The organism is Baaleninema sp. (genome assembly GCF_049974805.1).
In the GTDB taxonomy this organism is placed as follows: Bacteria; Cyanobacteriota; Cyanobacteriia; order Cyanobacteriales; family Geitlerinemataceae; genus Baaleninema.
Genome location: NZ_JBNGCO010000003.1, coordinates 33642 through 58292, shown reverse-complemented (window position 1 = coordinate 58292; position 24651 = coordinate 33642). Strand labels below are relative to the sequence as shown.

The 24651-nt window shown below is 55.0% G+C and carries 25 protein-coding genes; 8 read left to right on the top strand and 17 right to left on the bottom strand.

Going from position 1 to position 24651, the window contains the following annotated elements; translation table 11 throughout:
- Positions 1-11: 11 nt before the first annotated feature.
- Positions 12-386: a hypothetical protein gene (locus tag ACP5D4_RS01275; RefSeq protein ID WP_428009804.1), complete on the top strand. Its 375-nt coding sequence runs from the start codon at positions 12-14 to the stop codon at positions 384-386.
- 123 nt (positions 387-509) lie between these two features.
- Positions 510-1124: a peptidase C15 gene (locus tag ACP5D4_RS01270; RefSeq protein WP_428009803.1), complete on the top strand. Its 615-nt coding sequence runs from the start codon at positions 510-512 to the stop codon at positions 1122-1124.
- On the opposite strand, the gene ACP5D4_RS01265 is transcribed toward ACP5D4_RS01270, so the two are convergent.
- Together ACP5D4_RS01265 and ACP5D4_RS01260 are read right to left on the bottom strand one after the other, a co-directional pair.
- On the bottom strand, positions 1062-1943 hold the full coding sequence (locus ACP5D4_RS01265; RefSeq protein ID WP_428009802.1) for an ABC transporter permease: 882 nt from the start codon (positions 1941-1943) through the stop codon (positions 1062-1064). The genes ACP5D4_RS01270 and ACP5D4_RS01265 overlap by 63 nt on opposite strands.
- 180 nt (positions 1944-2123) lie before the next feature.
- Positions 2124-2654 carry a Fur family transcriptional regulator gene (locus tag ACP5D4_RS01260; RefSeq protein ID WP_428009801.1) on the bottom strand — a complete coding sequence of 177 codons (531 nt, stop codon included), beginning with the start codon at positions 2652-2654 and terminating at the stop codon, positions 2124-2126.
- Between the two features lie 306 nt (positions 2655-2960).
- Between ACP5D4_RS01260 and ACP5D4_RS01255 the strand changes: the two genes are divergently transcribed.
- A complete protein-coding gene (locus ACP5D4_RS01255) occupies positions 2961-3443 on the top strand; it encodes a CRR6 family NdhI maturation factor (protein ID WP_428009800.1) in 483 nt (160 codons plus the stop codon).
- A 116-nt stretch (positions 3444-3559) separates the two neighbouring features.
- Here ACP5D4_RS01255 and ACP5D4_RS01250 read toward each other — a convergent pair whose 3' ends face one another.
- Entirely contained in the window at positions 3560-4495 is a 936-nt protein-coding gene (locus ACP5D4_RS01250) for a hypothetical protein (RefSeq protein ID WP_428009799.1), read from the bottom strand.
- 201 nt (positions 4496-4696) lie between these two features.
- Between ACP5D4_RS01250 and ACP5D4_RS01245 the strand changes: the two genes are divergently transcribed.
- The gene (locus tag ACP5D4_RS01245; protein ID WP_428009798.1) at positions 4697-5161 is read left to right on the top strand and encodes a hypothetical protein; all 465 of its coding nucleotides are present in this window, start codon (positions 4697-4699) and stop codon (positions 5159-5161) included.
- Between the two features lie 97 nt (positions 5162-5258).
- Here the strand turns inward: ACP5D4_RS01245 and ACP5D4_RS01240 are convergent, their stop codons facing one another.
- Entirely contained in the window at positions 5259-5981 is a 723-nt protein-coding gene (locus ACP5D4_RS01240) for an esterase/lipase family protein (protein WP_428009797.1), read from the bottom strand.
- A 209-nt stretch (positions 5982-6190) separates the two neighbouring features.
- Here ACP5D4_RS01240 and ACP5D4_RS01235 point away from each other — a divergent pair, with 209 nt between their 5' ends.
- Positions 6191-6973: a Uma2 family endonuclease gene (locus ACP5D4_RS01235; RefSeq protein ID WP_428009796.1), complete on the top strand. Its 783-nt coding sequence runs from the start codon at positions 6191-6193 to the stop codon at positions 6971-6973.
- Positions 6974-8125: 1152 nt separating this feature from the next.
- Positions 8126-8905: a TrmH family RNA methyltransferase gene (locus ACP5D4_RS01230; RefSeq protein ID WP_428009795.1), complete on the top strand. Its 780-nt coding sequence runs from the start codon at positions 8126-8128 to the stop codon at positions 8903-8905.
- Between the two features lie 26 nt (positions 8906-8931).
- Here the strand turns inward: ACP5D4_RS01230 and ACP5D4_RS01225 are convergent, their stop codons facing one another.
- The 10 genes from ACP5D4_RS01225 to ACP5D4_RS01180 form a co-directional block, all read right to left on the bottom strand.
- Positions 8932-9243, bottom strand: a complete 312-nt coding sequence (locus ACP5D4_RS01225) for a hypothetical protein (protein WP_428009794.1) — start codon at positions 9241-9243, stop codon at positions 8932-8934.
- 119 nt (positions 9244-9362) lie between these two features.
- A complete protein-coding gene (gene sipA / locus ACP5D4_RS01220) occupies positions 9363-9581 on the bottom strand; it encodes a regulatory protein SipA (RefSeq protein ID WP_428009793.1) in 219 nt (72 codons plus the stop codon).
- 136 nt (positions 9582-9717) lie between these two features.
- Complete coding sequence (locus ACP5D4_RS01215; protein ID WP_428009792.1) at positions 9718-12456, bottom strand: response regulator; 2739 nt, start codon at positions 12454-12456, stop codon at positions 9718-9720.
- A gap of 62 nt (positions 12457-12518) precedes the next feature.
- Positions 12519-15254, bottom strand: coding sequence for a methyl-accepting chemotaxis protein (locus tag ACP5D4_RS01210; protein WP_428009791.1), 2736 nt, complete (start codon positions 15252-15254; stop codon positions 12519-12521).
- Between the two features lie 182 nt (positions 15255-15436).
- Positions 15437-15802: a response regulator transcription factor gene (locus ACP5D4_RS01205; RefSeq protein WP_428009790.1), complete on the bottom strand. Its 366-nt coding sequence runs from the start codon at positions 15800-15802 to the stop codon at positions 15437-15439.
- Positions 15803-15861: 59 nt separating this feature from the next.
- Complete coding sequence (locus ACP5D4_RS01200) at positions 15862-17706, bottom strand: methyl-accepting chemotaxis protein (protein ID WP_428009789.1); 1845 nt, start codon at positions 17704-17706, stop codon at positions 15862-15864.
- Positions 17707-17764: 58 nt separating this feature from the next.
- Complete coding sequence (locus tag ACP5D4_RS01195; RefSeq protein ID WP_428009788.1) at positions 17765-18286, bottom strand: chemotaxis protein CheW; 522 nt, start codon at positions 18284-18286, stop codon at positions 17765-17767.
- 23 nt (positions 18287-18309) lie between these two features.
- A complete protein-coding gene (locus ACP5D4_RS01190) occupies positions 18310-19509 on the bottom strand; it encodes a response regulator (protein WP_428009787.1) in 1200 nt (399 codons plus the stop codon).
- Positions 19510-19873: 364 nt separating this feature from the next.
- Positions 19874-21265 (bottom strand): asparagine--tRNA ligase, encoded by a 1392-nt coding sequence (asnS, locus tag ACP5D4_RS01185; protein ID WP_428009786.1) that lies wholly within the window; start codon positions 21263-21265, stop codon positions 19874-19876.
- Between the two features lie 27 nt (positions 21266-21292).
- Positions 21293-21589, bottom strand: a complete 297-nt coding sequence (locus ACP5D4_RS01180) for a hypothetical protein (protein WP_428009785.1) — start codon at positions 21587-21589, stop codon at positions 21293-21295.
- 115 nt (positions 21590-21704) lie between these two features.
- On the opposite strand from ACP5D4_RS01180, the gene ACP5D4_RS01175 reads away from it, so the two are divergent.
- Entirely contained in the window at positions 21705-22061 is a 357-nt protein-coding gene (locus tag ACP5D4_RS01175) for a DUF6439 family protein (RefSeq protein WP_428009784.1), read from the top strand.
- Positions 22062-22070: 9 nt separating this feature from the next.
- On the opposite strand, the gene ACP5D4_RS01170 is transcribed toward ACP5D4_RS01175, so the two are convergent.
- The gene (locus ACP5D4_RS01170; protein WP_428009783.1) at positions 22071-22535 is read right to left on the bottom strand and encodes an ATP-binding protein; all 465 of its coding nucleotides are present in this window, start codon (positions 22533-22535) and stop codon (positions 22071-22073) included.
- Between the two features lie 440 nt (positions 22536-22975).
- On the opposite strand from ACP5D4_RS01170, the gene ACP5D4_RS01165 reads away from it, so the two are divergent.
- Complete coding sequence (locus ACP5D4_RS01165; RefSeq protein WP_428009782.1) at positions 22976-24232, top strand: geranylgeranyl reductase family protein; 1257 nt, start codon at positions 22976-22978, stop codon at positions 24230-24232.
- 7 nt (positions 24233-24239) lie between these two features.
- On the opposite strand, the gene ACP5D4_RS01160 is transcribed toward ACP5D4_RS01165, so the two are convergent.
- Together ACP5D4_RS01160 and ACP5D4_RS01155 are read right to left on the bottom strand one after the other, a co-directional pair.
- On the bottom strand, positions 24240-24452 hold the full coding sequence (locus ACP5D4_RS01160) for a hypothetical protein (RefSeq protein ID WP_428009781.1): 213 nt from the start codon (positions 24450-24452) through the stop codon (positions 24240-24242).
- Between the two features lie 27 nt (positions 24453-24479).
- Positions 24480-24617: a hypothetical protein gene (locus ACP5D4_RS01155; protein WP_428009780.1), complete on the bottom strand. Its 138-nt coding sequence runs from the start codon at positions 24615-24617 to the stop codon at positions 24480-24482.
- Positions 24618-24651: the final 34 nt, after the last annotated feature.

Below are 24651 nucleotides of genomic sequence, written 5' to 3'. Positions count from 1 at the left end.
TGGGGTTGAGTATGGGAGGGATCGTCAGTCGCTACTATTTGCAACGGTTGGGGGGACTCGATCGACTGCGGCGGTTTGTCGCCATCGCCTCGCCCCATTTCGGGACTTGGACTGCTTACGGTTTTCCGCGAACCACCGCCTTAGAAATGCGTCCGGGGAGTTTGTTGTTAGAGGATTTGAATCGAGATGTGGAATTGCTCGATGGCGTCGAAACCGTTTCGATTTGGACTCCTTGGGATTTTATAATCGTTCCCGCAAACAGCTGCTGTTTGCCTGTGGGAAAAACCGTCCGAGTCCATGTCTTTCCTCACGGGATGATGGCGTGGCACGATCGCAGCGTGGAGGCGGTCATCGCGGCGTTGTCAGAGAGTCGATCGCACCGCTAAACGGAAACCGCAAAATTCAGCAAATCCTAACCGTTTGGCAACCTTTGTCACTGAAGTAAATTTACAAATCGGTGAAAATACGAAGGATCGATGATAGTTTTGCCCTTGGTGCGAAGATTGGCTATGAATTACGATTTCGCCTTCACCTCCTTCGATACTTGGTTGCCTCACCAGACCTCTAACTCCAGCGACGAACTGCTTGCGGCGTTACATCAGCTCGATCGCCTGCCGCCGTCGTCCTTGTTGGTGCGTCGTTTGCGCGTCGATACCCAAATTGCCTCGGCCATCGTACTCGATCGATTGCGTCGGTTTCGCCCTCGCTGGGTCGTCTGTTGTGGTATGGCAGAATCACGATCGACCCTGGCCGTGGAAGTGCAAGCCAAACAGGGTTCGTCGGTGTGTCGAACTCCTGTAGACGTTCCGTCGTTGGTGTCGGAACTCTCGATGACGGAAATCAGTTACGACGCCGGAAATTTCGTCTGTAACGACCTCTACTATCGCCTTTTATCGGACATTCGATCGCGCCGCCTTCCCACAATGGGACTGTTCGTTCACGTTCCCCCCTTAACGGCGGAAAATCACCATCTCATCGAAACCGAATTTCTCGAAATTTGTCAGCGACTCAAACAACTGACTCCCAATTTTGCCAAAATCTCTCCCCCAGAGAGCGATCGACTAACGGTTTTGTCGAAGCTTGGGGTTGACGAACTCGTTGAGACCTTCCCCCAACATCGATAACCCCACCACCATCAGCGTCATGGTCATTCCGGGGAAAAACGCCGTCCACCAAATTCCCGTCGGTAAGGCTTCGAGAGCTTGTCGCAAATCGTTTCCCCATTCCGGCGTGGTTTCGGGAAGTCCCAACCCCAAAAATCCCAAACTTCCCAAAATCAAAATGGCGTCGGCGGCGTTGAGGGTAAACAACACGGGAACGCTTTGAATGGCGTTGGCGAAGAGATAGCGAGATAAAACATGCCAAGTGGAGGCTCCCATCGCTTGAGCGGCTTCCACGTAGAGTTCGGTTTTGATGCTAACGGTGTGGTTGCGAACGATGCGGTAATACTGGGGAACGTAGGCGATACTGAGGGCGATGGCCGCGTTAACGAGTCCCCGTCCGACGACAAACGCCAGCGTAATCGACAGCAACAACCCCGGAAGCGTATAAATTGCGTCCATTAAAAATAACAGCAGTCGATCGAGAGTGCCGCCTAAATAGCCGCTGGCTAACCCCAGGGGAACGCCGATGAGAAGACTCATCAACGTCGCGAGAATCACCACTTTCAACGCCGCCTGACTGCCGAATAGGGTACGAGAAAAGACATCGTATCCCTGTCGCGTCGTTCCGAACCAATGTTCGGCGGAAGGAGGGTGATGGATGGGATTGCTGAGCAGTTCCGTAGGGCTTTGAATCCATCCCCACGCCTGAAACAGCGGCGCAAAGCAGGCGATGACGACGAAAACGACGGTAATTCCCAACCCCACCCACATCAGACGAATCGAGAGGTTGGCGGGAGAGCGGTGGAGGAATTTCGGCGATCGCAGTTTGTTTGAAGTCACGGCGAAGGAATTGAGAATTGAGAATTGAGAATTGATAACGGTAGGGTGCGGTAACGCGTCCGGAAAATCTTGTCCGAAGCGAGTCAAGGGGATGTTACCGAGTCACACTACAAAAATTCCCGGTTTCTCGGGAAACCGGGTTGTATTTTAGCTGAATTTTACGGGCAATTGACGTTCGCTTTAAGAGGCGATCGCTTCTTCGGATAAGCCTTCAGAAACGGAAATCCGATCGATCTCGCTGCGATCGGAGGTCTGGTCGATGGGAGATTCGGCATTCTCAGTTTCCGATACTCCATCTTGGGTTTGATAGCCGTAAAAATCGATACGGTAGTCAGTAATTCGGATTCCGGTTTCCGCTTCAATTTTGGCGATAAATTCTGGCGGAAGTTCCACGAAAACGTCCAGAATTTGTTGGGTATCGAGACAGTTGACGTGGCTGTGAGAATCGCTAATATTGCCATACAAGCGACCGTCAGAACGCTCGATACATTCGATGATGCCTTGACTCGATAGTGCCTCTAAATTTTGGTACACCGAGGTGTAACCGATTTCTTTTCCAGCGCGGCTGAGTCGATCGTAGATGTCCCGCGCGCAGAGGTGATCGGGAACCTCCCACAATAACTCTAAAATCAACCGACGCTGGCGGCTCAGTCTCATACCTAATGCCTGACACCGTTCGAGCGCGTCTTGTAAGGATCGAATGGGTTTCACAGCGACCGCCTCATGTTTCATCAGTCTGAATGGTTGGCTCTCAACAGTAAACTTCGTATGCTTTTATCTTAAGCTTTGAGTCTTCCTTGTCGGTTCGACTTAATTTTAAAGAAGTCCTGACCGAGTTGGAAAATTGTCTTATACCGGGAACGTTCGTATCGCTCCGTTTTCTTTTATTGTATCGTAGGCGTCTGGAAAACGTCTGCGATCGCCCGTACCGGGTAGCGAAACAGAACTGCGATCGAGTAGGGTATTTAAAAATCCTATCTAAGACCGTTTTCGGAAATTTTCGACCTTCGGGCTACCATGACCACTGAAATTCACCTCGACGCGACGGCGATCGCGAAATTGGACTTGTCTGCGGCGATCGCGGCCATCGAACCAATTGCCAACCGAGAATCGATCGAACAGGCCGAGCAGTCCCTGCGCTTTTCGATCGATTTCCCCCGCGATCCCACCGATCCCCGCGAACTGTCAGAAATTCCTGAAGTGCGGTTGTGGTTTATCCGCCTCGACGCTCGTTATCCCTGGTTGCCGATCTTCCTCGATTGGAAACACGGCGAACTCGCTCGCTACGCTGCCATGCTCGTCCCTCACGAATTTCACCGCACGGAGGGCATTCAGTATAACCCAGAAGCTCTGGAAATCTTTTTAATGAACAAAATCTTTACGATTGCCAATTGGCTCTCCCAACAAGGTCTCCCCAATCGCAGCCGCGTACAGTCCATGTCCCAAATGCTAGGCTACGAACTCGATGAAGGCTTGTTCGATTTGTTGTTAAGCCCCTGACAATTGACAATTGATAAGTTAAAGGGGCGGTGCCTGACGCGGTAACATCACATTGACCTGACTTCGGCCAAGATTGTCCGCCCGCGTCACAGGCCCTACGACTGTTCGCGGTTTCCTTACGAAGGTTGGCGCGATCGCTCGAGTTGGGCGGTGGCGTAGATTTTCTGGCTGTATTCAATGAGGCGATCTTTGGCAACGGCGTAGGCGGGGGCTTCTTGAGGAATCATGCGTAAATATTGATTCGCTAAAGCATAAGCCCCCCGCTGGGCGACTTGCGAAGCTTGGGCGAGTAGGGCTTCAGCTTGTTGGTTGCGCGACTTCACGTAAAGGGGAATTTTCGCTTGGGCTTCTCGATAGGCAGAAGTTTCGGCGGGAATTTGGCGCAGGTACGATAAAGCTCCGGCAAAATCTCCCCCGTAAGCTAGGTATTTGGCGCGATAGAGCCAATATTCAGATTGTACGTTCCACTGCTGGCGATATTCGATGAGTTTCAGTTCGGCTTTTTCGTGAATCGAGGCGCTTTTGGGAACTTGTTCGAGAAAGGCGATCGCCGCAGCGAAATCTCGTTTTTGAGCGCGATCGAACGCTGACTGTAACAAACGATGCGCCCGTTTTTCAATATGTTGTCGCGTGCGTTGGGCGAGGTTCTGTTGCCAGGGTTTCGCCCCTTTCACCGAGGCGATCGCCTGTTCGGGGAGGGATTTCGGACGCGCCAGTTTCTCGTCTATATCGGCTTTCACGCGCTCCGCTAACGCCGTAAAATCCCGTTTCCACAGTTCCACTTCCCCCGCCACCACGTCTTCCCAAATTTCCGGCGGGGAGACGATGGGGCGCAACATATCCGACGAAACGGCCTCCGGTGAAGAAATATCGGGATCGGGGTATTCGTCCGGGTCTACATCGAACAAGACATCACCGTAATAATTGCTGGCGACGAGCGCCGTGGCAATTCCAGCACTGGTTCCCATCAGGTAAAACCAGGGTTGCGGCGATCGTTCCTTTCGCGATGGGCGTTGGCGGCGTGGCGTGTGACGAGATTTTCGGCGAACCATGACAAACTGGGGGTTGACAATCGATCGAGATTGGTTTCTCTGTACGGTGTCGATCGATCTTATCCGGATAGTTCCCCGAGAAAACAGGGAAAAAATACCCATGCAAACTCAAACAACCTAAAGATTTGTAAGATTTACAGAGCAGGTCCGAGAGCCGTTTGTTAGAATGCTCGCGATGGCAAGATTTTTTCCCTGGTGAATATGACTTCGGCCACTGCCTTACCGAACGCGCCCGATATCACCCCTGACGATTATATCGTCATCGGTTTAGCCGTCTGCTTCGTGCGCGAAGAGGACGAAATTCATCCGGTGCAAGTTGTCGAACCGATTCCGTCTTCTGCCCTGGAAGCTCTTTTAAAAGGAATTCCCACCTCTTATAAACTCGCCTGTGCCACGACGGTGGGAGAACTCCTCGACGGCACGACGTTTAAGGTGCCTCAAACGTTCCCGCCGGATTGCCAATTGGGGGAAGAGATTGTCGAACGCCTCATCGCAGCAGTTCGGACTTATAAAAAGCGTCCGGAAGCTCAACAACATATTGAAGTGGGGACGACCTTCGACCAATTCAATCATAATTTGGAACGGAAGCGATTGTTGAATATCGAACGAGTGGTTTCCACGGAAGATAACGTCAAACAACATCGTTATATTCACGAAGTTTTATAGCATTTTTTGAGAGTAGTTAGACTGAGAAAGTGTGAGATCCCCGGCATCTTGGAGATGCCGGATATCTGGCGCAAAACGCTTTTCAAACCCGCCGAATTCAACCCACCGAATCCAGTAGAAACGAACTCCACAGCGGAACCACATCTTCAGAACCGTACCAACGACCGGGCGATCGCGGAGAATGCCAGACTTCCTCGAGGGTGATGTTTTCTGCCCCCGTTAAATGTGCCGCTGCGATGGGAGTGATGCCATCGCCCCAGGTGTTGGCTTCACCGCAGGTGAGTTGGTAACTGTTGTACGCCAACCACTGACCCCCTCCCAGGCGGCGGCGTCCGAAAACGGATTTTCCAGCAACGCAGAGATAGCGCACGTCGGGATAGAACGCGCCGGGATAGTTATCGTTGACAAAATCGAGGTTGCGTCGCGTCCAGTATTCTTGGCTGGTGTGGGGAGTTCCGAGACAGACGAGCGATCGAATTCTCGATCGCGCGTTCCAGAGTCCCGGCGTGTCTTCAGTGACGTCGCCGTGGATGCAATAGGGTTTTTCGCCGAGGTAAATGCGCCCAATCCAACCTCCGGCGGAATGTCCCACCAAATCCACTTCGCTGGCGTCGTGTCGGATGAGCATTTCGCAGACAGTTCGATCGATTTCCCGTAAAATCGGAACGATCGACCGTCCCCCCAACGTCGGAATCCAACTGGATTTCCGCAGCGGTACAACAGCGGTGGGAATCCCCAAGCCTCGAAGTTGTTCGGCTAAGATTTGGTAATCATCGGCACTGGCAAAATAGCCGGGAAGAATGACAGTGGGTCGTGGCATAATCGGTTCAGTCTATGCGGTCGCGTATTGAACAGCCCGCCCTCGAACGGCGGGGGGCGATTGAAGTACTATTAATTACTGATTATTAACTATCCAATTCGATCGCGCTCGATCGCCGCTTGGGGCGATCTCCGAAATTCCCGAACTTACAATTTTCCATGCTGACCTCGAACAGTCCTATCTCTGACCCCGACAGAGTATCTGATGTTATGACTCAAATCTCCCCTCCTGTAGACAATTCCTTCGGTTTCGTTCCCGACGAGGCGATCGTTGAAACCCAAATGCCCGTCGATGACTTTGCCTCTGCCAAACAGAAGCGGTTGTTAACCGATTCTCTCTACACCTCCCTGCGGGGTCAGCCGTTTCTCGTGGAAGCCAACGTCGGCATCCTGCACACCCACGGACAGCCCCTCGTGGTGCCGGATTTAATTCTCAGCCTCGATGTCAATACGAATTGGTGGCAACAGCGACATTCGCCGTATTTTCTGTGGCAGTTTGGGAAATCGCCGGATTTGGTTCTCGAACTCGTTTCCGATCGCCAGGGGGACGAGTTCGGCGGCAAACTCGCCACTTACGAACGGTTGCGGGTGAGTTATTACGTGGTCTTCGACCCCGATAAACTCATCAGCGAGGCCACGTTAACGGTCTTTGAACTGCGCGGGAAATGCTATTTTGAAATTGCCAAAATCGACCAAGAGGGTAAATCTGTTTGGCTCGATCAGGTGGGCTTGGGACTGTTGCTGTGGCAGGGAGATTTTGAGGAAAAGGAAAATCTCTGGCTGCGCTGGTGCGACCAACAGAATCACGTTTTACCGACGGGGTTCGAGTTGGCACAGCAGGAGTTTCAGGATCTCGAGGAATATGAAAAACGTGCCGAACGCGCTGAGTCTCAGTTGATGCAAGCCAACCAACGCACGGAGCGATCGCAAAAATGGGCAAACCGCCTCGCCGAACAGTTGCGGACGCTCGGGGTCGATCCCGATACGATTTAACGGCTCGGTTTTGATTTAAAATAATAGGAATTCGTGGTGTTTCAAAAGGCTTTGTTTTTGCCACGAATTCTTCTTTTTGTATTGACGATCGAAGAAACTAAACGCTCGTGTTTGGGCGAGTTAAAATCGTTTTTTTGGGGAGGGTTTCACCACCGAGATACAGAGAACACAGAGAGGGGATTTTAGAGAGAAGGCAAAGTACTGTTTGAGCGTCGGCTTCTGTGGTGAAAATATCCGCTCGAGATCTAGAAATCTGTGCCAATATTCTGGCTCTTCGCCGTTTAGGGTGACAGAAAAACTGACTTCACGAGATTTCAGGGGTTTTGGCTCTCGATTCTCCAGGTATTTGTATTTTGCTATACATTTTCCCCCGCAAACGGCGGAGACCCAATATTCTTGACAAGCTTCTCGTATAAGTCAGATCTAAGTCAGATCCCCGGCATCTTGAAGATGCCGGGGATCTCGCCATGTCGGCAAAGTATTTAGAATTTCCATGTTTTTTGTGCGATCGACCCAAAAATATGTTTTTGTTGAAATATTTTTTGTTGAAATATAGTGATTCTAATTCACGAATTATTCTCAACTCTGCAAACAACTCTCTGTTTTCTATGTATTCCTGTGGTGAATAAATAATTTTTGAAACCCATATTATCCTGGGTTTCGTATTATTTAGGGTTTTTAAATAATACGTGAATTGCACTTAAAATTTTCCTGGTATTTTATTGTTTTTTCTATAACTTGAATATTTGAATCGGGTTATTGTGAAATATTTTATAGAACGACAAAAAAATATACTATAATAAAATAAGACCTTAAAATGGGTGCATCTCAAAGAAGTCAATTTATCGGATACGCGCTCTCCGTAATCGAGCGATTGGCTGTTGGGTTCCACTCCGTTCCACCCAACCTACCCAGAGCTTCGTGTTGGGTGCATCTCAAAAATGTAATTTTATCAGATCGGAGTCTCTGCACTGAATCGATATGTTGTTGGGTTTCGCGCTCGCTCCACCCAACCTACCGCAAACTCATATTTTTACAAAAGTGAGATGCACCCTTCGTGTTTTTACATCCATTGAAGCGCACCCCATTAAAATTTAGGAAAAATTGGGTTTCGTTCCTCAGTCTAACCGACAAAAATACTGTTAATAAAAAATGCTCACCAGCTTACAAAACCCCACCATCAAACAAATCCGCAAACTGAAAGCCGCCAAATCTCGCAAACAACAAGAACGATTTCTCCTCGAAGGCACGCACCTGATACAAGAAGCCTGCCATCACCACTATCCGCTCGATATCGTTTGTTACACCGAATCCTGGCAAAACAGCAATCCCGCACTGATGCGAGAACTGCCCCATCGGGGAAACCGTCTAGAACGGGTTAGCGAAGACGTTCTCAAATCCATTTCCACCACCGTCCACCCCGATGGCGTGGTGGCGACTGCGCCGCGACTGGCGAATCCGACTCCCTCACTTCCCGTTTCCGGTATCGGATTGGCGATCGATCGACTGCAAGATCCCGGTAACTTAGGGACTCTCATCCGTACCGCCGTCGCCGCAGATATCGAAGGCTTGTGGTTGAGTAACGATAGCGTGGACGTGGACAACCCGAAAGTGTTGCGGGCTTCTGCCGGAACCTGGTTTCAACTGCCGATGGCGGTTGCGCCGGATTTACCCGAACTGGTTCGCCAAAACCGACAAGCGGGGATTCAAATTATCGCCACCTGTAGCGATGCGGGCGAAACTTACTGGGATATCGATTTTCAACGTCCGTCGCTGATTCTGCTGGGGAACGAAGGGGCGGGGCTGTCGCCGGAACTGTCGGAGTTAGCGGACGTTCAGGTACGAATTCCCCTGTCGAACCAAGTCGAATCGCTTAACGTCGCCATTGCCACGGCGTTGTTCGTGTTTGAAGCGCAACGCCAACGCCAGTGAGGGTGGAAAATCTCTCTCTCAAAACATCACTCAGAATCGGAATCTTGAGGGTGGCGAGCGTTGAGAAACCGCTCGATGTCGTCGATCGCATCCTCCCAGAGTTCCGCCTCGTTCGCCGGAGACGGCGGGACTTCAGAAGCTGCTTGTTTCGGCGGCGGATTTTCCAGCGTTTCCCGCAAGCGTTCGAGGGATTCCCGAAACGCTCGTTCGGCCGCGCTGCGATCGTGGTTGTGATGTTCCATGATTTCATTGTACGCGACGGCTGGGGAGGCAATGGGAGGCGGTTTGACCCCTCGTTTTCTCCCCGTAACGCCTTCGCGAGACAGGAGCCGTTGCACATATCCTATCAAAACTTTCTAGGTGGCTCGGCTCAATTCCCGTCGATTTGAAAGGTTGCTCAGTCTGAATTCCGCCTTTCAAAAGAGATTCGACGAATTCTAACGTCAACTCTCAATTCTCAACTATCTATCGCTTCTAAATATTGACTGTCGAGAAGATACGCTCCCTTCTCGAAGCGAACGCTCCAAGTTCCGCCGGGATTGCGTCCGGTGACGATACCCTCGTCCCCCACCTTCAGAATGTTTTGGGGGCGCAACATGGGCATGGGATCGGCGGTTTTTAAATAGGGGGGAAGCAGGACGATGCGGACTTTTTCTCCAACAGCAAATTCGGGCATTTTGCCTAAAATATCAACTTTGCAAACAACCTTTCGCTCTCGTGCGAGATGGTCACGAGAGCGGCGTCAGATCTTCGATTTTATCGAGGGGCAAGGGCTGACGATCGAAGCCGTGTTAAATCTTCACAGTTCGCCGCTACGAGGATACCGCCACGCCTTTCCCTAACAATTGGTCGATACTCGCCAGTAACTCCGCCGGCGTCACCGGTTTTCCCAAATAAGCGTTGGCGCCCAAACTCTGCGCCTTCTGGCGGTGTCGATCGCCCGTGCGAGAGGTCAAGACCACCGTGGGCAAACTGTACCACGTCGAATGAGATCGAATCTTACTGAGCAAATCAAACCCGTTGAGAACCGGCATTTCGATGTCCGTCACCACCAAATCCACCGCCCCCTGACGCTGTTCTAGCTTCTTCCAGGCTTCCCCGCCGTCCCGACAAGGCACCACCACGAACCCGGCGCTGGTTAGGATACGTTCGATCGACCGCCTCGCCCCTGTCGAATCCTCCGCTACTAAAATCGTTCGCGCCGAAACGATCGCCGTCGGCGGTGCAGATGCGATTTTCTGCTGTGACACCGGCTTCAGAAAACGAGGCAAAATCACCGGAACCGCTTCCCCCGTCCCCAGAATCGCACAACCCGCCACGTAAGGCGGCACCGGCACCGTATCGTCAAACGGCTTGAGAACCAACTGTCGCTCGTCGGAAATGGCATCGACAGCGACCGCCAGCGGCGCCGTCGCCCCCTTCAACACCAACACCACCCGAGGCGTCGAAGAAACCGCAGCCGTCGTGTTGTACGTTAACATCCCCCACAGCGGATATAGCGACAACACCTGACCCCGCCAAGTCATAGAAGTTTCGAGAGTGTCAAATGCCTTATCCGGCCCTCCATTTCCCCCAAGACTCGGACTAGAAATCGGCGTGCGACCGATGCCCACCGCGTCCTCGTAGGGCAGCACGTCTAACACCGTATCGCTGGGAATTGCCACCATCTGCTGCCCGATTTGACAGAGTAACACTGGAAGCAAACTCAAACTCAGCGGCAGCCGAATCGAGAACGTCGTGCCTTTTCCGGGAACAGTATCCACCTCCACGCTGCCCCGCAGTTGTTGAACCTGCGTTCGCACCACGTCCATACCAACCCCCCGCCCGGAGATGTCGCTGACTTGTGCAGCAGTAGAAAATCCCGATTGGAAGATGAAATCGAGCAATGTTTCCCGAGGAATTTGAGCCAGCGTCACGTGAGGCGGACAGAGACCCCGATCGATCGCCTTGCGATAGACCGATTCGAGGTCGATACCCCGGCCGTCGTCGGCAACGGTAATCACCACCTCGCTGCCTTCTGTTTTCGCCGAGAGAGAAATACGCGCCGTTTCCGACTTATCCAGGTGTCGGCGGTCTTCTGGCGTTTCGATGCCGTGGTCGAGAGCGTTGTTGAGGATGTGCGTCAGGGGCGTTTGCAACTGTTCCAGCAGCACCTTATCCACAGGAACATTTTCTCCGAAAATTTCCAACGTGGACTGTTTGCCGCAGCGTTGGTTGATGCGTTGGAGTTGTGGAACGAACCGCTGGGCGAAAGACTTAAACGGCACCAGACGGGAAGTCGTCACCTCGTCGTAAAGGCGATCGAGATCTCGCCGCACCAGCCCCAAATCCTGCCCCAACTCCCGGTTGACAATATCGATGTCGATGCGGGTTTCCTGAACCTGAGCGATCAGTTCCTCAAAGGTTTGTAAACTACTGTGCAGGGCCGTATACCGATCCATCTCCAGCGCGTCGAACTCCTCAGCCGGTCTGTCCTCAGAATCCGAACCGTTGCCCTCCGTCGTCGATAGGCGATCGTACAGCGTTTGTACGTCGTCCCGCACGGGTTTGACCTGTTCTACAATGCGCCGCAGGTTCGAACTGGCTTGTTTGAGTTGTTGTTGTTGCAGCATCAACCGTTCGTGGGAGGTAATCAACTCCCCCACCAAACTGCTCATGCGATCGATCCGTTCGAGGGGAACCCGCAACTGTTGCGCCCTCGCTGGAACGCTACCCGTTCCTTCAGACTTCCCCTGAGCCTTCGAGGCCACAGGAGATGTCGCCGATGCCGTAGTTTCTTTCGCTTCCTCAGCAATGTCTTCCAAATAGGCGTCCCGTTGGCGTCGCAACCCCTCACAGGTCTGGCGGGCTAAAGCCACCAACCCCTGAACCGACAGCGACCCCTTATCCAACGCCGCCCCCGTCTCCTCCACCGATCGCACCAGCCACGACAAACTGTAGGCTTCTCCCAACAACAAACATTCGTCCAGAAACGTCGCGATCGCATCCCCAAGATCGTCCTCCGGCGAGTCCAAACTCTCCTCGAGGGTCGTCAAACAGGTTTCCAAGTCCGACTCCAACGCCGTGCGAATCAGGCGTTTTTTCGCGGGAGACAGTTCTTCCGGGGTCTCTTGCGGCGGCGTTGGAGCGAGGTCTGTATTGAGAACAGCTAAAAAGTCATCGAGGGCTTTCAGCAAATCGGGATCGGGTTCTAGGTCGATGCCTTGCGTTTGCGCCGCTGCCAACAAATCCGTCAGCGTCTCCAACCCTTGCTGCATCAACGCCAACGCCGAATCGAGATCTTGAATTCGCTCTTCGTTCCAAGCTTCAAGAAGGTCTTCTAGCTTGTGCGCCAGCGTACTCAACCCCGGCATTTGCGCCACCCCCGCCCCGCCCTTGACGGAGTGCGCCGCCCGCATCAGGGCGCGATAGTCCGGCGGTATCCCCTCCGCCATCTGTCGGAGTCCCTGTTGTAGAGCGTCTAGATAGCCGGGGGCGTCTTCTTCGAGGAAGCACTGACGGGCTTCCTGAGCGATCGCTTCGAGAACGGCGGGGTCGAGAGTGTAATTCACGATCGTACAAACCAAACGAAAAACGAAAACGGAACGCGAAATCGATATGCGACATCGATCGCTTACAACCGGAACTGCGCCACGGATTCCTTGAGGGTGGCTGCGGCGGCCACCAATTCCTCAAGTGATGCCGTCACATCTTTAGCGAGGGTCGAAGTGTTTTGGGTCATCTCCGCCACCTGTTCGATGCGGTCGTTCACCTGTTTCGACGCCTCCGTCTGAGTCGTGGTGTTTTGTGAAATCGACTGGACGTAGCGATCGATCGTCTGACTGACATCGGCGAGACCTTTGAGGGTTTGCTTGGTTTTCGCCACCAATTCCGTCCCTTCCGCCACTTCCGACTTACCCACTTCCATGGCCTGTTGTACCTCTTCCGTATCGAGTTGAATCACTTCCACGATTTGTTCGATACTGCGGGTGGCTTCCGTCGCCCGTCCGGCCAGGCGTCGCACTTCTTCGGCGACGACGCGGAAACCCTGACCGTTTTCCCCTGCCCGCGATGCCTCGATACTGGCATTGTACGCCAACAAATTCGTCCGTTCGGCAATTCCAGAAATGATGGTGAGGATTTGCAGGATTTGTTTGAAGGATTCCGTCAGGCGATCGACCTTACTCGCCGTTTCCGCCACCGCAGAACTTATATTTTTAATACTCGTCACCGTCAAATCCATCACCTCTTCCCCATCTCGCGCCGCCTTCGCCCCCTGCTGCGCGATCGCCGCCGCCTGTTGCGCCGATCGATCGATCCGTCGAATCGCATCCCCGATTTCCCCCACCGTAACGAGGGTTTGCTCGATTTCCCGCGCCTGCACCTCTGCATCCCGCGAAAGGGTTTTCACCGCCGGGGCGCTTCCGGTGGCCAAATCGTTCACCTGGTTCGCCACCCCTTGCACCTGCAACACCAACTCTCGCAGCCGTCGAATCGTCGTATTGAACGCATCCGCGATCGACCCCACCGAACCTTCCGTCACCGCCGCGTTCACCGTCAAATCCCCTCGCTGCGCCCCCTCAATCTCCAGCAGCAAGTTCATCACCCCCCGCTGTAACCGTTCCTTCTCCCGCCGTTGCTGTTGCGCCTCTCGCCGCCGCAACTCTTCCTGACGCCGCACCGCATCGATATTGGCTTCGATACTCGCCGCCATTTGATTCAACTCCTGAGACAAAATCCCGATCTCATCAGCCCGTTCCGTCGCCTGCAAACGCACCCCGCGATCGCCCTGTCCTACCCGTTGCGCGAACGACGCCAAATCTCCCAGCGATCGCGCAAAAGCCTTCGCCACCAAAATCGCCACCGCACTCACCACCAGAGCCGCCCCGCCACCGACGGCGATTCCCAACAACTGCTGCGCCCGCACCAGCCGTTCCAACGACCGTTGCGGCTTCGCCACCGACACCATCCCCACCGGAGAAACATTGGGATTAATCCGTCGTCGGTGGTCGTAGAGCGGCTGATACACCGTCAAATAGTTTCTCCCGTTAATATCCTCCACCAGCGAATACGTTTCCTGCCGTTGCTCCAACACCGCCGACGTCACCCGCCCCGGTGCCAACGTCCCGATCGCGCGGGTTCCGTCTCCCGCGTCCACGTTCGTATTCACCCGCCAGTCGTAAGCATAGACCGAAATCGCGTTCGCACCGAACAACTGCTGAAACTCATCGAGGAGCGCGTGATGGCGGTTGTGAAGCACCCCGACGATCGCCGTTCCCACCACGCGATCGCCCACCTTCACCGGATACACCACCACCGTCGCCAACCCCGCCCGAAAATCATCGACATCGTAAGTTCGAGCCGCCCCCGGCGCTAAATCTGGATTGTCAGACACCCCATCCCGCAGTGGAATTTCTGCCTGTTTCCCCAAACCCAACCGTTCCAGAATCTCCGCCGACACGATTTCGATGCCCCGTTGCGGCTTCCCGTCCAACAGCACCGTTTTCACAATCTCCAAATCGTCCAGCGGAATCCCCGGTTCCGTCTGCACCCGCTGGAACTCCCCAGAGGAAATCGGGCGGTTCTCATCCGGAAGCGGCGGATACGTCGGTTCCGTCAGCGCCGAAGTATGGATTTTAATCCCCTGCGCCACCGTGCGCCCTCGAGCGTCCGTCAAAATCCGAAAACTCTTCGTCGTATCCGCCCGGTTGCGGTCTCCCGCCGCCAGCGCCTCCGTCACCAGGGCCTCCAAATACCCCCGCTCCCGCGCCACCTGTCCCCGGTTGCTCAGGTCGATACCGCGAATTTCCACCAGTTGCGAGAGGTTTTCCGCCTCCGTCACGCTGTCGTCCTCCGTCCAGAGAACGTAGTCGTTTCGCCACGCCGCCACGTCCGAAGACAACTGGGTGAGGAACTCCTCTTGAACCCGTTCTTGAGTTCGGGAGACGAGGAACAGCGTCGTCAAAGCCACGGGAACTACAGAACCGCTCACCAGTAAAACCGTGAGCTTGTTGGTAAAGCTGAGGTTTTCCCAACTGCGTTTTATCCAGGCTTTCGCCCATTGCAGGGGTGCGAAGCTGCCACGGTCTTCGTCCTCGTCGAACTCGTCCTCTGCTGCGACCGCGCGAGATTCCACGGCTACCGTGGCGGTGGAAGCGTCGGAACCGCCCAGACTGTCGAGGGCGCGGCGGGCGCTGGTGCCGTAGAACCCCTCCGGGTCTTCGGCGATGATGGCCTCGTAGAGTTGGCGAGCGCGATCGAGTTGTCCGCCTTGTTCGAGGCGGTTGGCTTCGAGAAACTGTTCGAGGAGGGCGTCGGCGTTGCCGGTTTGAGTGGCGGCGTTACCGTTGCTGGCGGAGGACTGGCTCATGAGGATAATTGATAATTGATAATTGACAATTGATAACGGGATGGAGAGGGGGAGATGGGAAGATGGGGAGATGGGGAGAGGGGGAGATGGGGAGATGGGGAATCAACCTTTGAATGGCTTGTCCGCGTCACGTACCGATCCCAGACCGCCTCATCTCATCCTCACCTCATCTCATCATCACCTCATTTAACGTGCTGGTACACGACATCGAGGAGTTCTTTGGGGGCGTAGGGTTTGACGAGGTAGGCTTGGGCGCCTTGGCGCATCGCCCAGAATCGATCGAATTCTTCGCTTTTGGAACTACAGAAGACGATGGGGATGTCTTGGAGTTTGTCGCTTTCGCGGATGGTGCGACAGAGTTCGAGGCCGCTTTTTCCCGGCATCACGATGTCCAGTACGAACAGGTCGGGGGGCGAGCCGTTTTGCAGTTTGTCCCAGGCTTCGTCAACGCTGCTGGACAGGGTGACTTGGAACCCGGCTTGTTTGAGCAGGGCTTCGATCATTTTTTGTTCGGCGTGACCGTCTTCGACGACAAATATATGTTTCATGGTTTGAGTCTCGATGGCGTTGGTTAGACAAACTAAGAAAACGAAGGGACACTGCGGCCTCATTCAACCTGGAATTTTGCCACAGAGGATTTGAGGGTCTCAACTTCCTCGAGCAGTCCTTGCAGAACTTTGACGACCCGTTGGGCTTCTTCGGCGTTGGTGAGGGCAACGCGGTTGACCTCTTCCATGACGCGGTTGACCTCTTGGGACGACTGCGCTCGGTCAGCACTGTCTCGGGCGACGGTTTGGAGAGACCCATCGATGGCCTGACTCAGTTCGCTGAGTTGGCGTAGGGTTTGTTGGGTCTGACCCACGGAGCGGGTGCTACCGACCACTTCGGCGGTTCCGGCTTCGAGGACGTCGAGGACGTCGGCGGTTTCGGCTTGGATGCTGCCGACGAGTCGCTCGATATCTCCGGCGGATTCGCCGATTTGAGCGGCTAAGCCCCGCACGTCGTCGGCCACTTGTCGGAACCCTTCGCCCCGTTCTCCGGCTCGAGCGGCTTCGATGGCGGCGTTGAAGGCCAGCAGGTTGGCTTTTTCGGAGATGCCGGAGACGACGGCGAGGATTTGCGAGACTTCTTGGGCGGATTCGGCGAGACGTTTGGCTTTTTTGGCGGTGTTGGCGACGGTGGTTCGCAACCGTTCCATGCTTTCGGTGGTGCTGTCCATGTGACGATCGCCGAGTTGGGCGGCGTCGGTGGCTTGACGGGCGAGGTCGGCGGCGTCTCGGGTCGATTGGGACAGGCGATCGATGGCGTCGGCGATGGCGCGAACGATGTCGAGGGCTCGTTGTAGGTCTTGGGATTGGTGGCGGGCGGCGTCGCTCAGTTGTCGGACGGCGGTTTCGCTGTCGTGGGTGCGATCGGTGACGTCGGCGGCGACGCGGGCGGTTTGGCTGACGAAGTCTCGCAGCGATCGCGCGGTGGCGTTGAAGGCGTCGGCAATGGCTCCGATGGCGCCGTCGCTGAGGGGCGCTTCGACGGTGAGGTTGCCGCTGCGGGCGGCTTCGAGACGTTCGAGCAGTTCGAGGGCTTGTTGTTGCAGTCGCTCTTTTTCGGCGCGATCGCGCTGGGAATCTCGTTCTTGCTCTCGCTCGAGCTGTTGTAGGCGATGGTTGCGATCGACGACCAAATCGGCTAAGTCTCGTAAGTTTTCGGCGATACGGCTGACCCCCCCTTCTCCTTCGGGAACCTCGAGGGGACGAGTCGGCTGCTCTAGCTTGACATTTTTGATAAAACGTGCTATCTCGCGAAGCTGTCGGTCGAGCTGTTGTGCTAGGGGCAGGGTCAAGGCCAAGAGGGCTAAGGTACTTCCTCCTCCCACGAGCAGGGCAAGGAGGGCTTGTCGTTGCTGTAGGCGATCGCCCTCTTCGGCGGTGCGATGGCTCGTCGGCGGTAGGGTTTTCGGTGCCAGCCACAGGGTCGCCCCGGCCGTCAGGGCGGCAGGAACCACGGCAGCGGCGACGAAGGTCAATTTCAGTCGCGTTCCCCATCCCAGGCGCATTTTCGACGTCGCGGTTTTCCGCTTTTTCCGAGGAGGCGTCGCCACAGCGGCCGGGGAGGAAACAGAGGCTCCCGAGTCCGTCGGGGTCTCGGTGTCCGATTCCGTCCGTTCTAGGGTCGTCTCTTCCAGAGCGGAGGATTCGGCGGGGGGCAAATTGGCTAAAGCTTGGCTGGCACTTTGCCCCCAAACCCCCGTACTGTCGCGAGCCACGATATCTTCATAAATCTCCCGAGCGCGATCGATTTCGCCGGCCTGTTCGAGGCCGTTCGCCGTAACTAGCAATTGCAGCAGGTCGTCAGAACCGCCATCTTCCTCTTCTGGGGGCGCTTCCACGGGTAACGCTTCGGGTTCCGACGCCGCGAACGTAGCGGTTTCGCGTTCGGGAGTGGGTTGGGTCATGGGAAATCTCCAGTCGCATCGCGTATAACAGACAACAGCAAGAGTCAAACCTCCCGCGTCAAGCGGGGGCTAAGTCGAGAGGCGTCTCGCGCAAACTCCGCAGCAAGGCATCGGGGTCGAGAACCGCCAAGCCGGTCTTACCGTCGTAAACGATCGACCGTATCAGACCTTGCAAGCGCGGTTTGAGCCGCTCGGTGACGGGCAGTTCTCGCTGGGGAGAAAACACCCCTTCTAAATCGGTGACGACGCAAGCCACGGCCGGCCCCCGAGATCGATCGCCCGAGGACAGTTTGGCCTCTTCCCAGGTCTTGGGGTTCGCCTCCGAGGACGGTGCCAGGGCAATGGCTTTGAGGGTTTGTCCCGGCATGGCCGGTAACGGCCCCAGTTCGAGAAAGTGACTTAAATCCAGAACCCACGTCAGCGTCCCGCGACGGTTGACCACCCCCAGCAACGCCGGGGCGACGCCGGGAACGGGACAGACGAGCTGTCGGTCGATTTGCAGTGCCGCCTCGATTTGACTCAGGGGCAGCGCCACGCGCACCGTCGAGGATACCCGAATTTTAAAATAGTCTCGCTCCATCAGAAGTTAGGCGTCTTCTCGCCTTAAGCGTCGATCGGAATGTTTTGCAGGACTTTGCCGATGGATTCGACGAGGTGCGCCGGATGAAAGGGCTTCGTTAAGTAGTAATTCACCCCCAAGGTTTTGGCGCGAATGCGATCGAGAATGCCGTCGCGACCGGTGAGCATGATAATCGGAATGTCCCGCAGTTGTCGCGACTGCCGCAGCATACTACACAGCTCGTACCCGTCGATATCGGGCATATTCACGTCCATTAAAATGACAGCGGGTTTCTGTCGCACCAAGGCCGTCAACGCCTGAGCCGGTTCGGTGATTCCCAAAACCTCGTACCCGGACATTTCTAAAATTCCCCGCACCTGTTTCTGCACGGTTTTGCTATCGTCGATACAGGCCACCACCGGCCGGACTTCCGGTTTCGCTTCGTCTGTTTCTGGGGAATCGTTGCTGCCTGACGGACTGTCGGCCAGGGTCACGAGAATTCCTTCCGCCACGAACGGTTGAACCCAGGTGACGAGATTTTGTACTGAGGTTTTCAGTAACGTGGCCGTGCGATACACCGAAAGCTTTTTACGGAGAACTTGCGCTGTGGCTTTGGCCACCTGTTGGGGATCGCGTTCGGATTTCAAGGGAAACGGATGCTGTTTCGAGAGTTCTAAAAAGTCCGCTTCCCGTTCTTGGGATAAATACAACCGCGCGAAGGGCGAAGGTAGGGTTTGACGCCACTGTTGCCACTGGAGCGCCATCTGCCACAGGGGAGCGGGAATGTCAGTGAGGGGCGTTTCGATTAAAACGGGATCGACTTTCGCCCCTTTCTCGAATTCGATGGGGGCTTTGGAGAGGGCAAAAATGTGAACTAAGCCTTCCAAACTCAGCCGCATGAGCAACTGTCGCAGTTTGGACATGGGAAGCCCTTTGCCGTGCCACCACTGGCAGATTTCAGGATATTCGTTGCGCTCGTCGGTAAATTCTCGTTTGGCGAGGGTCGGTTGTACGGTTCGCATCAAACATTGCAACCGTTCGGTTTTCCGGCCGGTGCTGGTGGCGTAGGTCAGTTGTCCGCCCCGTAAAAACAGTTGCCAGCGTACCGTGCGATCGTCGGGATCGCTGACAGTGATGCACCCGGAGGTTTTCTTGGCAACGAGATATTCGATCGCTTTGCGCGGGTTGGCAATCGTGCGCGTCGCACTATCGTTACTCGTCTTGGGAGGAGAGTTGCCAGTCATGATTAGTCGTTCGGGACTTAAGGTAGCGTCGCTCGCCCGAACGCACAGTTTGATTTCGGCTCGGAGTCAGGCGTGCGCGGGCAGAACGAAGCACTTCTAACAAAGCGGTCTGTTTGTTTCGACTCGCTTTCACTACACAGAGATTCGGGGAACCCGGGACGCGATCGGGGCGAGCGAACCGAAGTATCGCGCGATTGGCGAACGATTTGGCCGACTGCGTATCCGCAGTCAGTCTATCGCAGTTATTTACCTTCGAGCAATGGCATTTTCACGGAACCTTTTGTCCCTCCGTCGTGAGGGGTCAGACCCCCTAGCGATGGAGGGTAAAGTATCGAACTTTAAACATCGAGCGTAACAATCGAGATTAAAAATCGATACTTAAGGGAGCGCGAGGAAAAGGAATGACATCGCGAATGTTAGCCATGCCCGTCATAAATTGAACCAATCGCTCGAAGCCCAAGCCAAACCCGGCGTGAGGTACGGTTCCGTACCGTCGTAAGTCAAGATACCACCAGTAATCTTCCCGGTGCAATCCACTTTCGAGAATTCGCCGTTCCAGTACGTCTAATCGTTCTTCCCGCTGCGACCCACCAATGATTTCTCCAATTTTGGGAACCAAGACGTCCATGGCGGCAACGGTTTTTTCGTCCTCGTTGAGCCGCATGTAAAAGGCTTTAATTTCCCGTGGATAATCGTAGACGATAATGGGTTTTTTAAAGAGTTCTTCGGCGAGATAGCGTTCGTGTTCCGATTGTAAGTCTACGCCCCATTCTACGGGAAACTCGAAGGTGCGATCGGCTTTTTCCAACCGTTCGATCGCCTGGGTATACGTAACCCGCTCGAACTGGTTTTTAAGGATGTTCTCTGCCCGTTCTAGCACCCCCGAGTCGATGCGTTTGTTGAAGAATTCCATGTCCTCGGGACAGGCTTCTAACACGGATTTAAACAGGTATTTGAGGAAATCTTCGGCTAAATCCATGTCGCCAGCGAGGTCGCAAAAGGCCATTTCTGGCTCGATCATCCAAAATTCCGCCAAATGGCGAGAGGTGTTGGAATTCTCTGCCCGAAACGTCGGACCGAAGGTGTAAACGTTCCCGAACGCCATCGCCATCACTTCGGCTTCGAGTTGGCCGCTGACGGTCAAATAGGCGGGTTTTCCGAAGAAATCCTGGCTGTAATCGACGGTTTGGCTGTTGGTTCGGGGAACGTCGGCCAGGTCGAAATGAGTGACCGACAGCAGTTCGCCGGCTCCTTCGCAGTCGCTGGCGGTGAGGATGGGGGTGTGAATCCACAGGAAGCCCCGTTCTTGGAAAAATCGATGGATGGCGTCGGAGGCGGCGTTCCGGACGCGAAAGACGGCGCCGAGGGTGTTGGTGCGCGATCGCAGATGGGCGATGGTTCGCAGAAATTCAAAGGAATGGCGCTTTTTCTGGAGGGGATAGGTTTCGCTGTCCACTTCGCCGCACACCGTCACCGTCTCGGCTTTCAGTTCGATGCGCTGACCTTTGGCGGGGGATTCGACCAGGGTTCCGGATACTTCTAGGGACGCCCCGGTATTGAGACTCTTGAGGAGTGATTCGTAATCGGGGAGTTCGGGATCGAGAACCACTTGTAAGTTCGCCAGGGAGGAGCCGTCGTTGACTTCGACAAAGGCGAACTGTTTGAGTTCCCGCTTGGTTCGCACCCAACCGCGCACGCGAACGGTTTCGTCGGGAACGCCGTGACGCAAAATCTGAATAATTCTTCGCTGTTCCATAGGGGGAAACGGGTTCGATGGGCTGTTTCAGCCAGCACATGACTTCAATATCCAGCCTACAACAACCCCCAAGCCCAGGAAGCGCACGGCTTGCCAGAAGGGTTCTCGCACTTCCCGCCAGGAGAACAGTTGGCTTTCGAGACGAAGTTCGACCTGTTCGAGTTGTTGGCTGAGCCGTTGCAGTTCGGCTTTGAGTTGTTGGCGTCGCTCTCGATCGCGCTGGACTTGGGCGTGACGCAGCTTGAGTTGGCTCAAGGCGGCTTGGAGGTCTTCTAGGGAGCGATCGAGGTCGGTTTCGTCGTCGGGATCGGTCGGTGAGGTCATGGGCAGATGGCTGACAGAGAGGGGAGAAAGGATTACAGTGAAAAAAGCTCTGGCGTGCGATCGCCTCTGTTGTAGTCTACCGGCGTTTTGCCCCGCAATTATTGTGACTCGATCGATGTTTTCTACGACTTCTGACTCGGCAACTTCTCCTCTCGGCGGCGATCCCCGTCTGGCCGAACTCCGTCAGTTCGAGGCTTTGGAACTGGCGCAAGCGTTAGCCGAACGTCTGGCACTGTCCGAGCGAGACTGGCACCGTCTGAAATCGAACCGTTCGGTTCGCGCTCGGGAACAATTGGCGGCGGCGTTGGTCTTTTTGCTCAAAGACGCTCCTGAAGAAGCCTTGCCGCGACTTCAACAGGCGGTGGGTTGGCTCGATCGATCTATCTCCGCGCCTCCCTGTCCGCAACACGGTACGAAATCCCCCGCTAACGCTCCTTCAGAAGCCTCGGACACTGCGTCGGAAACTGTGTAAGTCAGCGGATTAGGATTTCAGGCGGCGAGGGTTCCGAGGTACAAGTTTTCCGAGGCGGAGTTGCCGCTTTTGAGGCGTCCATTCGACGCGATCGAAAATTTGGTTCAAAATATACAATCCCCGACCGCACTCGGAAGTGTCGTCGGGGAGGCTGTGTTCCTCAGCACTGGCACAGCAACAGGCTTCTGGCTTAAAGGCTTCGTTGCCGCGATCGGAAATCGTCCACCAATAGATATCTTTAGAAAAGGAAAATTCGACGGTAATCGTCTTTCCGGGGTCGAGTTGGTTTCCGTGTTTGGCGGCGTTGACTAAAGCTTCTTGCAAACCGAGCCGCAGTTCGGGATGGAGCGCGACTGGCACTTCGGCCAGGAGTAGATCCAAAATCGGGCAGAGATACAGTGTTGAAGCAAAACTAACCGTCCCCTGGCAGCGTCCCGTTGAAGGCATGGGGAGAGCCATTACAGAAAAAACCATGGATCTTTTAACTCAATAGAAGTATGCATCGATTAAATGCTTGGGTCATGGGATTCACCGCATGTATTTGACGCTTACGCTTCTATCCTAGCGAAATATTGCCAGAGATCGCCAAAAAACGCAAGTCTTCTGCCGCCCAAATCGTGATTTCTCCGGTGTCAACGGAACGGTTTTGAACTCCTGACAATTGGGCGGGGAAACGGTTGGCGTTGCCAAGGAAAGGTCAGGAATCGTTGGAAATCCCGGTAAGCTAGGAAAGCCAAAATCTCTCGTTCGCGCCCGCGACGGCGTTTTTTTGAGGCAGGAGTTAGGCAGTTTTCGATGGAAAAACCGGGTTTTTTGTGGCGACCTTCGCGCCGATCTAACGGAATCTCGTCAAAAACGGGGTTTCTGCATCAGTCTGGTGAGATAAGATTGAAAACTGAAAATCCTAGGAAATCGTGTTAGATTACGACGTTATCGTGTGTGGTGCCGGGCCTTCTGGGGCGACGACGGCGGCTCGGGCGGCTCGGGCAGGGTTGCGGGTGGCGCTGTTGGAAAAACAGGTGTTGCCCCGTCACAAACCTTGCGGCGGCGGTATGCCGATACAAGTCGAAACTTGGTTGCGGGATTGGTTGCCCGAGACGAGCTTCAAGGCGGTGGTGGAAGCCCAGGTGCGCCAGTTGTGCCACACTTGGAATTTCGGCGAGGTGCATTGGGGATCGGTCAATTTACCGGAGTCGCCTCGGGATTTGTCTCTGTCGATGGTGCAGCGGCCGCATTTCGATAATGCTTTGGCACGGCAAGCGGTGGACTGCGGGGCGCGACTGCGGGACGGGTTGACGGTGCGATCGATCGAACGGGACGCGCGAGGGGTGACGGTTCGCGCCTCGACAACGGGCGATCGTCGAGAGACGTTTACGGCAAGGGCGCGATGGCTTGTCGGGGCTGACGGTGCCAACGGTATTGCAGCGAAAGCGGCGTCTTTACGGCAGCGGCGACGGTTGGCGATCGCGATGGAAGTGGAGCTTCCTTACGACTGGAGTCTCTCTGGCGGCGATTTGCGTCCCGATGTGGCACATTTGGAATATGGGGCGGTACGCCGGGGCTACGCCTGGATTTTTCCCAAGGGGGAGAGCTTAAATGTGGGGGCTGGGGTATTTCATCCCCCCCAGGGGGGACGCGGTAGCCATCGCAGGCTTCGGGAGGAGTTGGAACGGGCGATTTTCGGCTATTTCGATCGATTTGCTTTAGAGGTCGATCGCTCGGCGTTGAAGTTCTACGCTCACCCCCTCCCCCTCTGGAAAGGCAAGGAACCCCGTCACAGTTCAGATGGGCGCGTTCTCCTGGTGGGGGACGCGGCGGGACTCGTCAATCCCTTTTTTGGAGACGGCATCCTGCACGGCATCAAGAGCGGTATTATTGCTGCTGACTGCCTGGCTGAAGGCTGTCCCGAGAGCTACACGCGACGGTTACATGGGGAAGTGGCAGCGAATTTCAATGCGGCGCGGTGGCTGGCGGCGTTTTTCTACCGCTTTCCTCATTGGTCTTATCGTCACGTGGTGCAACGCCGCGACGGAACCCACATCGCGGCGCGGTTGTTGGCGGGAGATTTGCAGTTTTCGGAGATTGTCGGGAAGTTTGTCGGCTACGTGGGGCAGAAAACGGTTAGGGGTGCGATCTCAGGGTTGGGCGCACCGTTGGGGTTGAAGCGCTGAAGTCTCCCTAGCTGAGTTTGCGGATAACGGGATAGCCGCCGCTGGTATGGCGAGATACGACGAGCGATCGAAGGCTGCGATGGAGATCGATATTCGAGGGCTCGGTGATAATTTGGGTGGGATTGGTGAGGCGATAGATCGTGCCTTCAAACTGGGGGATGGCTTTGCTGTCGATGGGGGAGTTGGGGTGGGTTGGGCGGGACGGGGGGTCGGTTGGCATCGGGGAACGTCTCAACTCATCTGTACTTTAAGAATAGGTATAAATCCCCTCGGCTTCCGCGATCGCTGTCTCCGTCATGGCAAGAGATTCGTCGCTGTTTCCCGTGACGCCATCCTCAAGGAGAAATCGATCGAAATCCACCAAAGGATGCGATCGCGATCGCATCCTCCGACAGATTTCGAGATCTCAAAACCCCGCC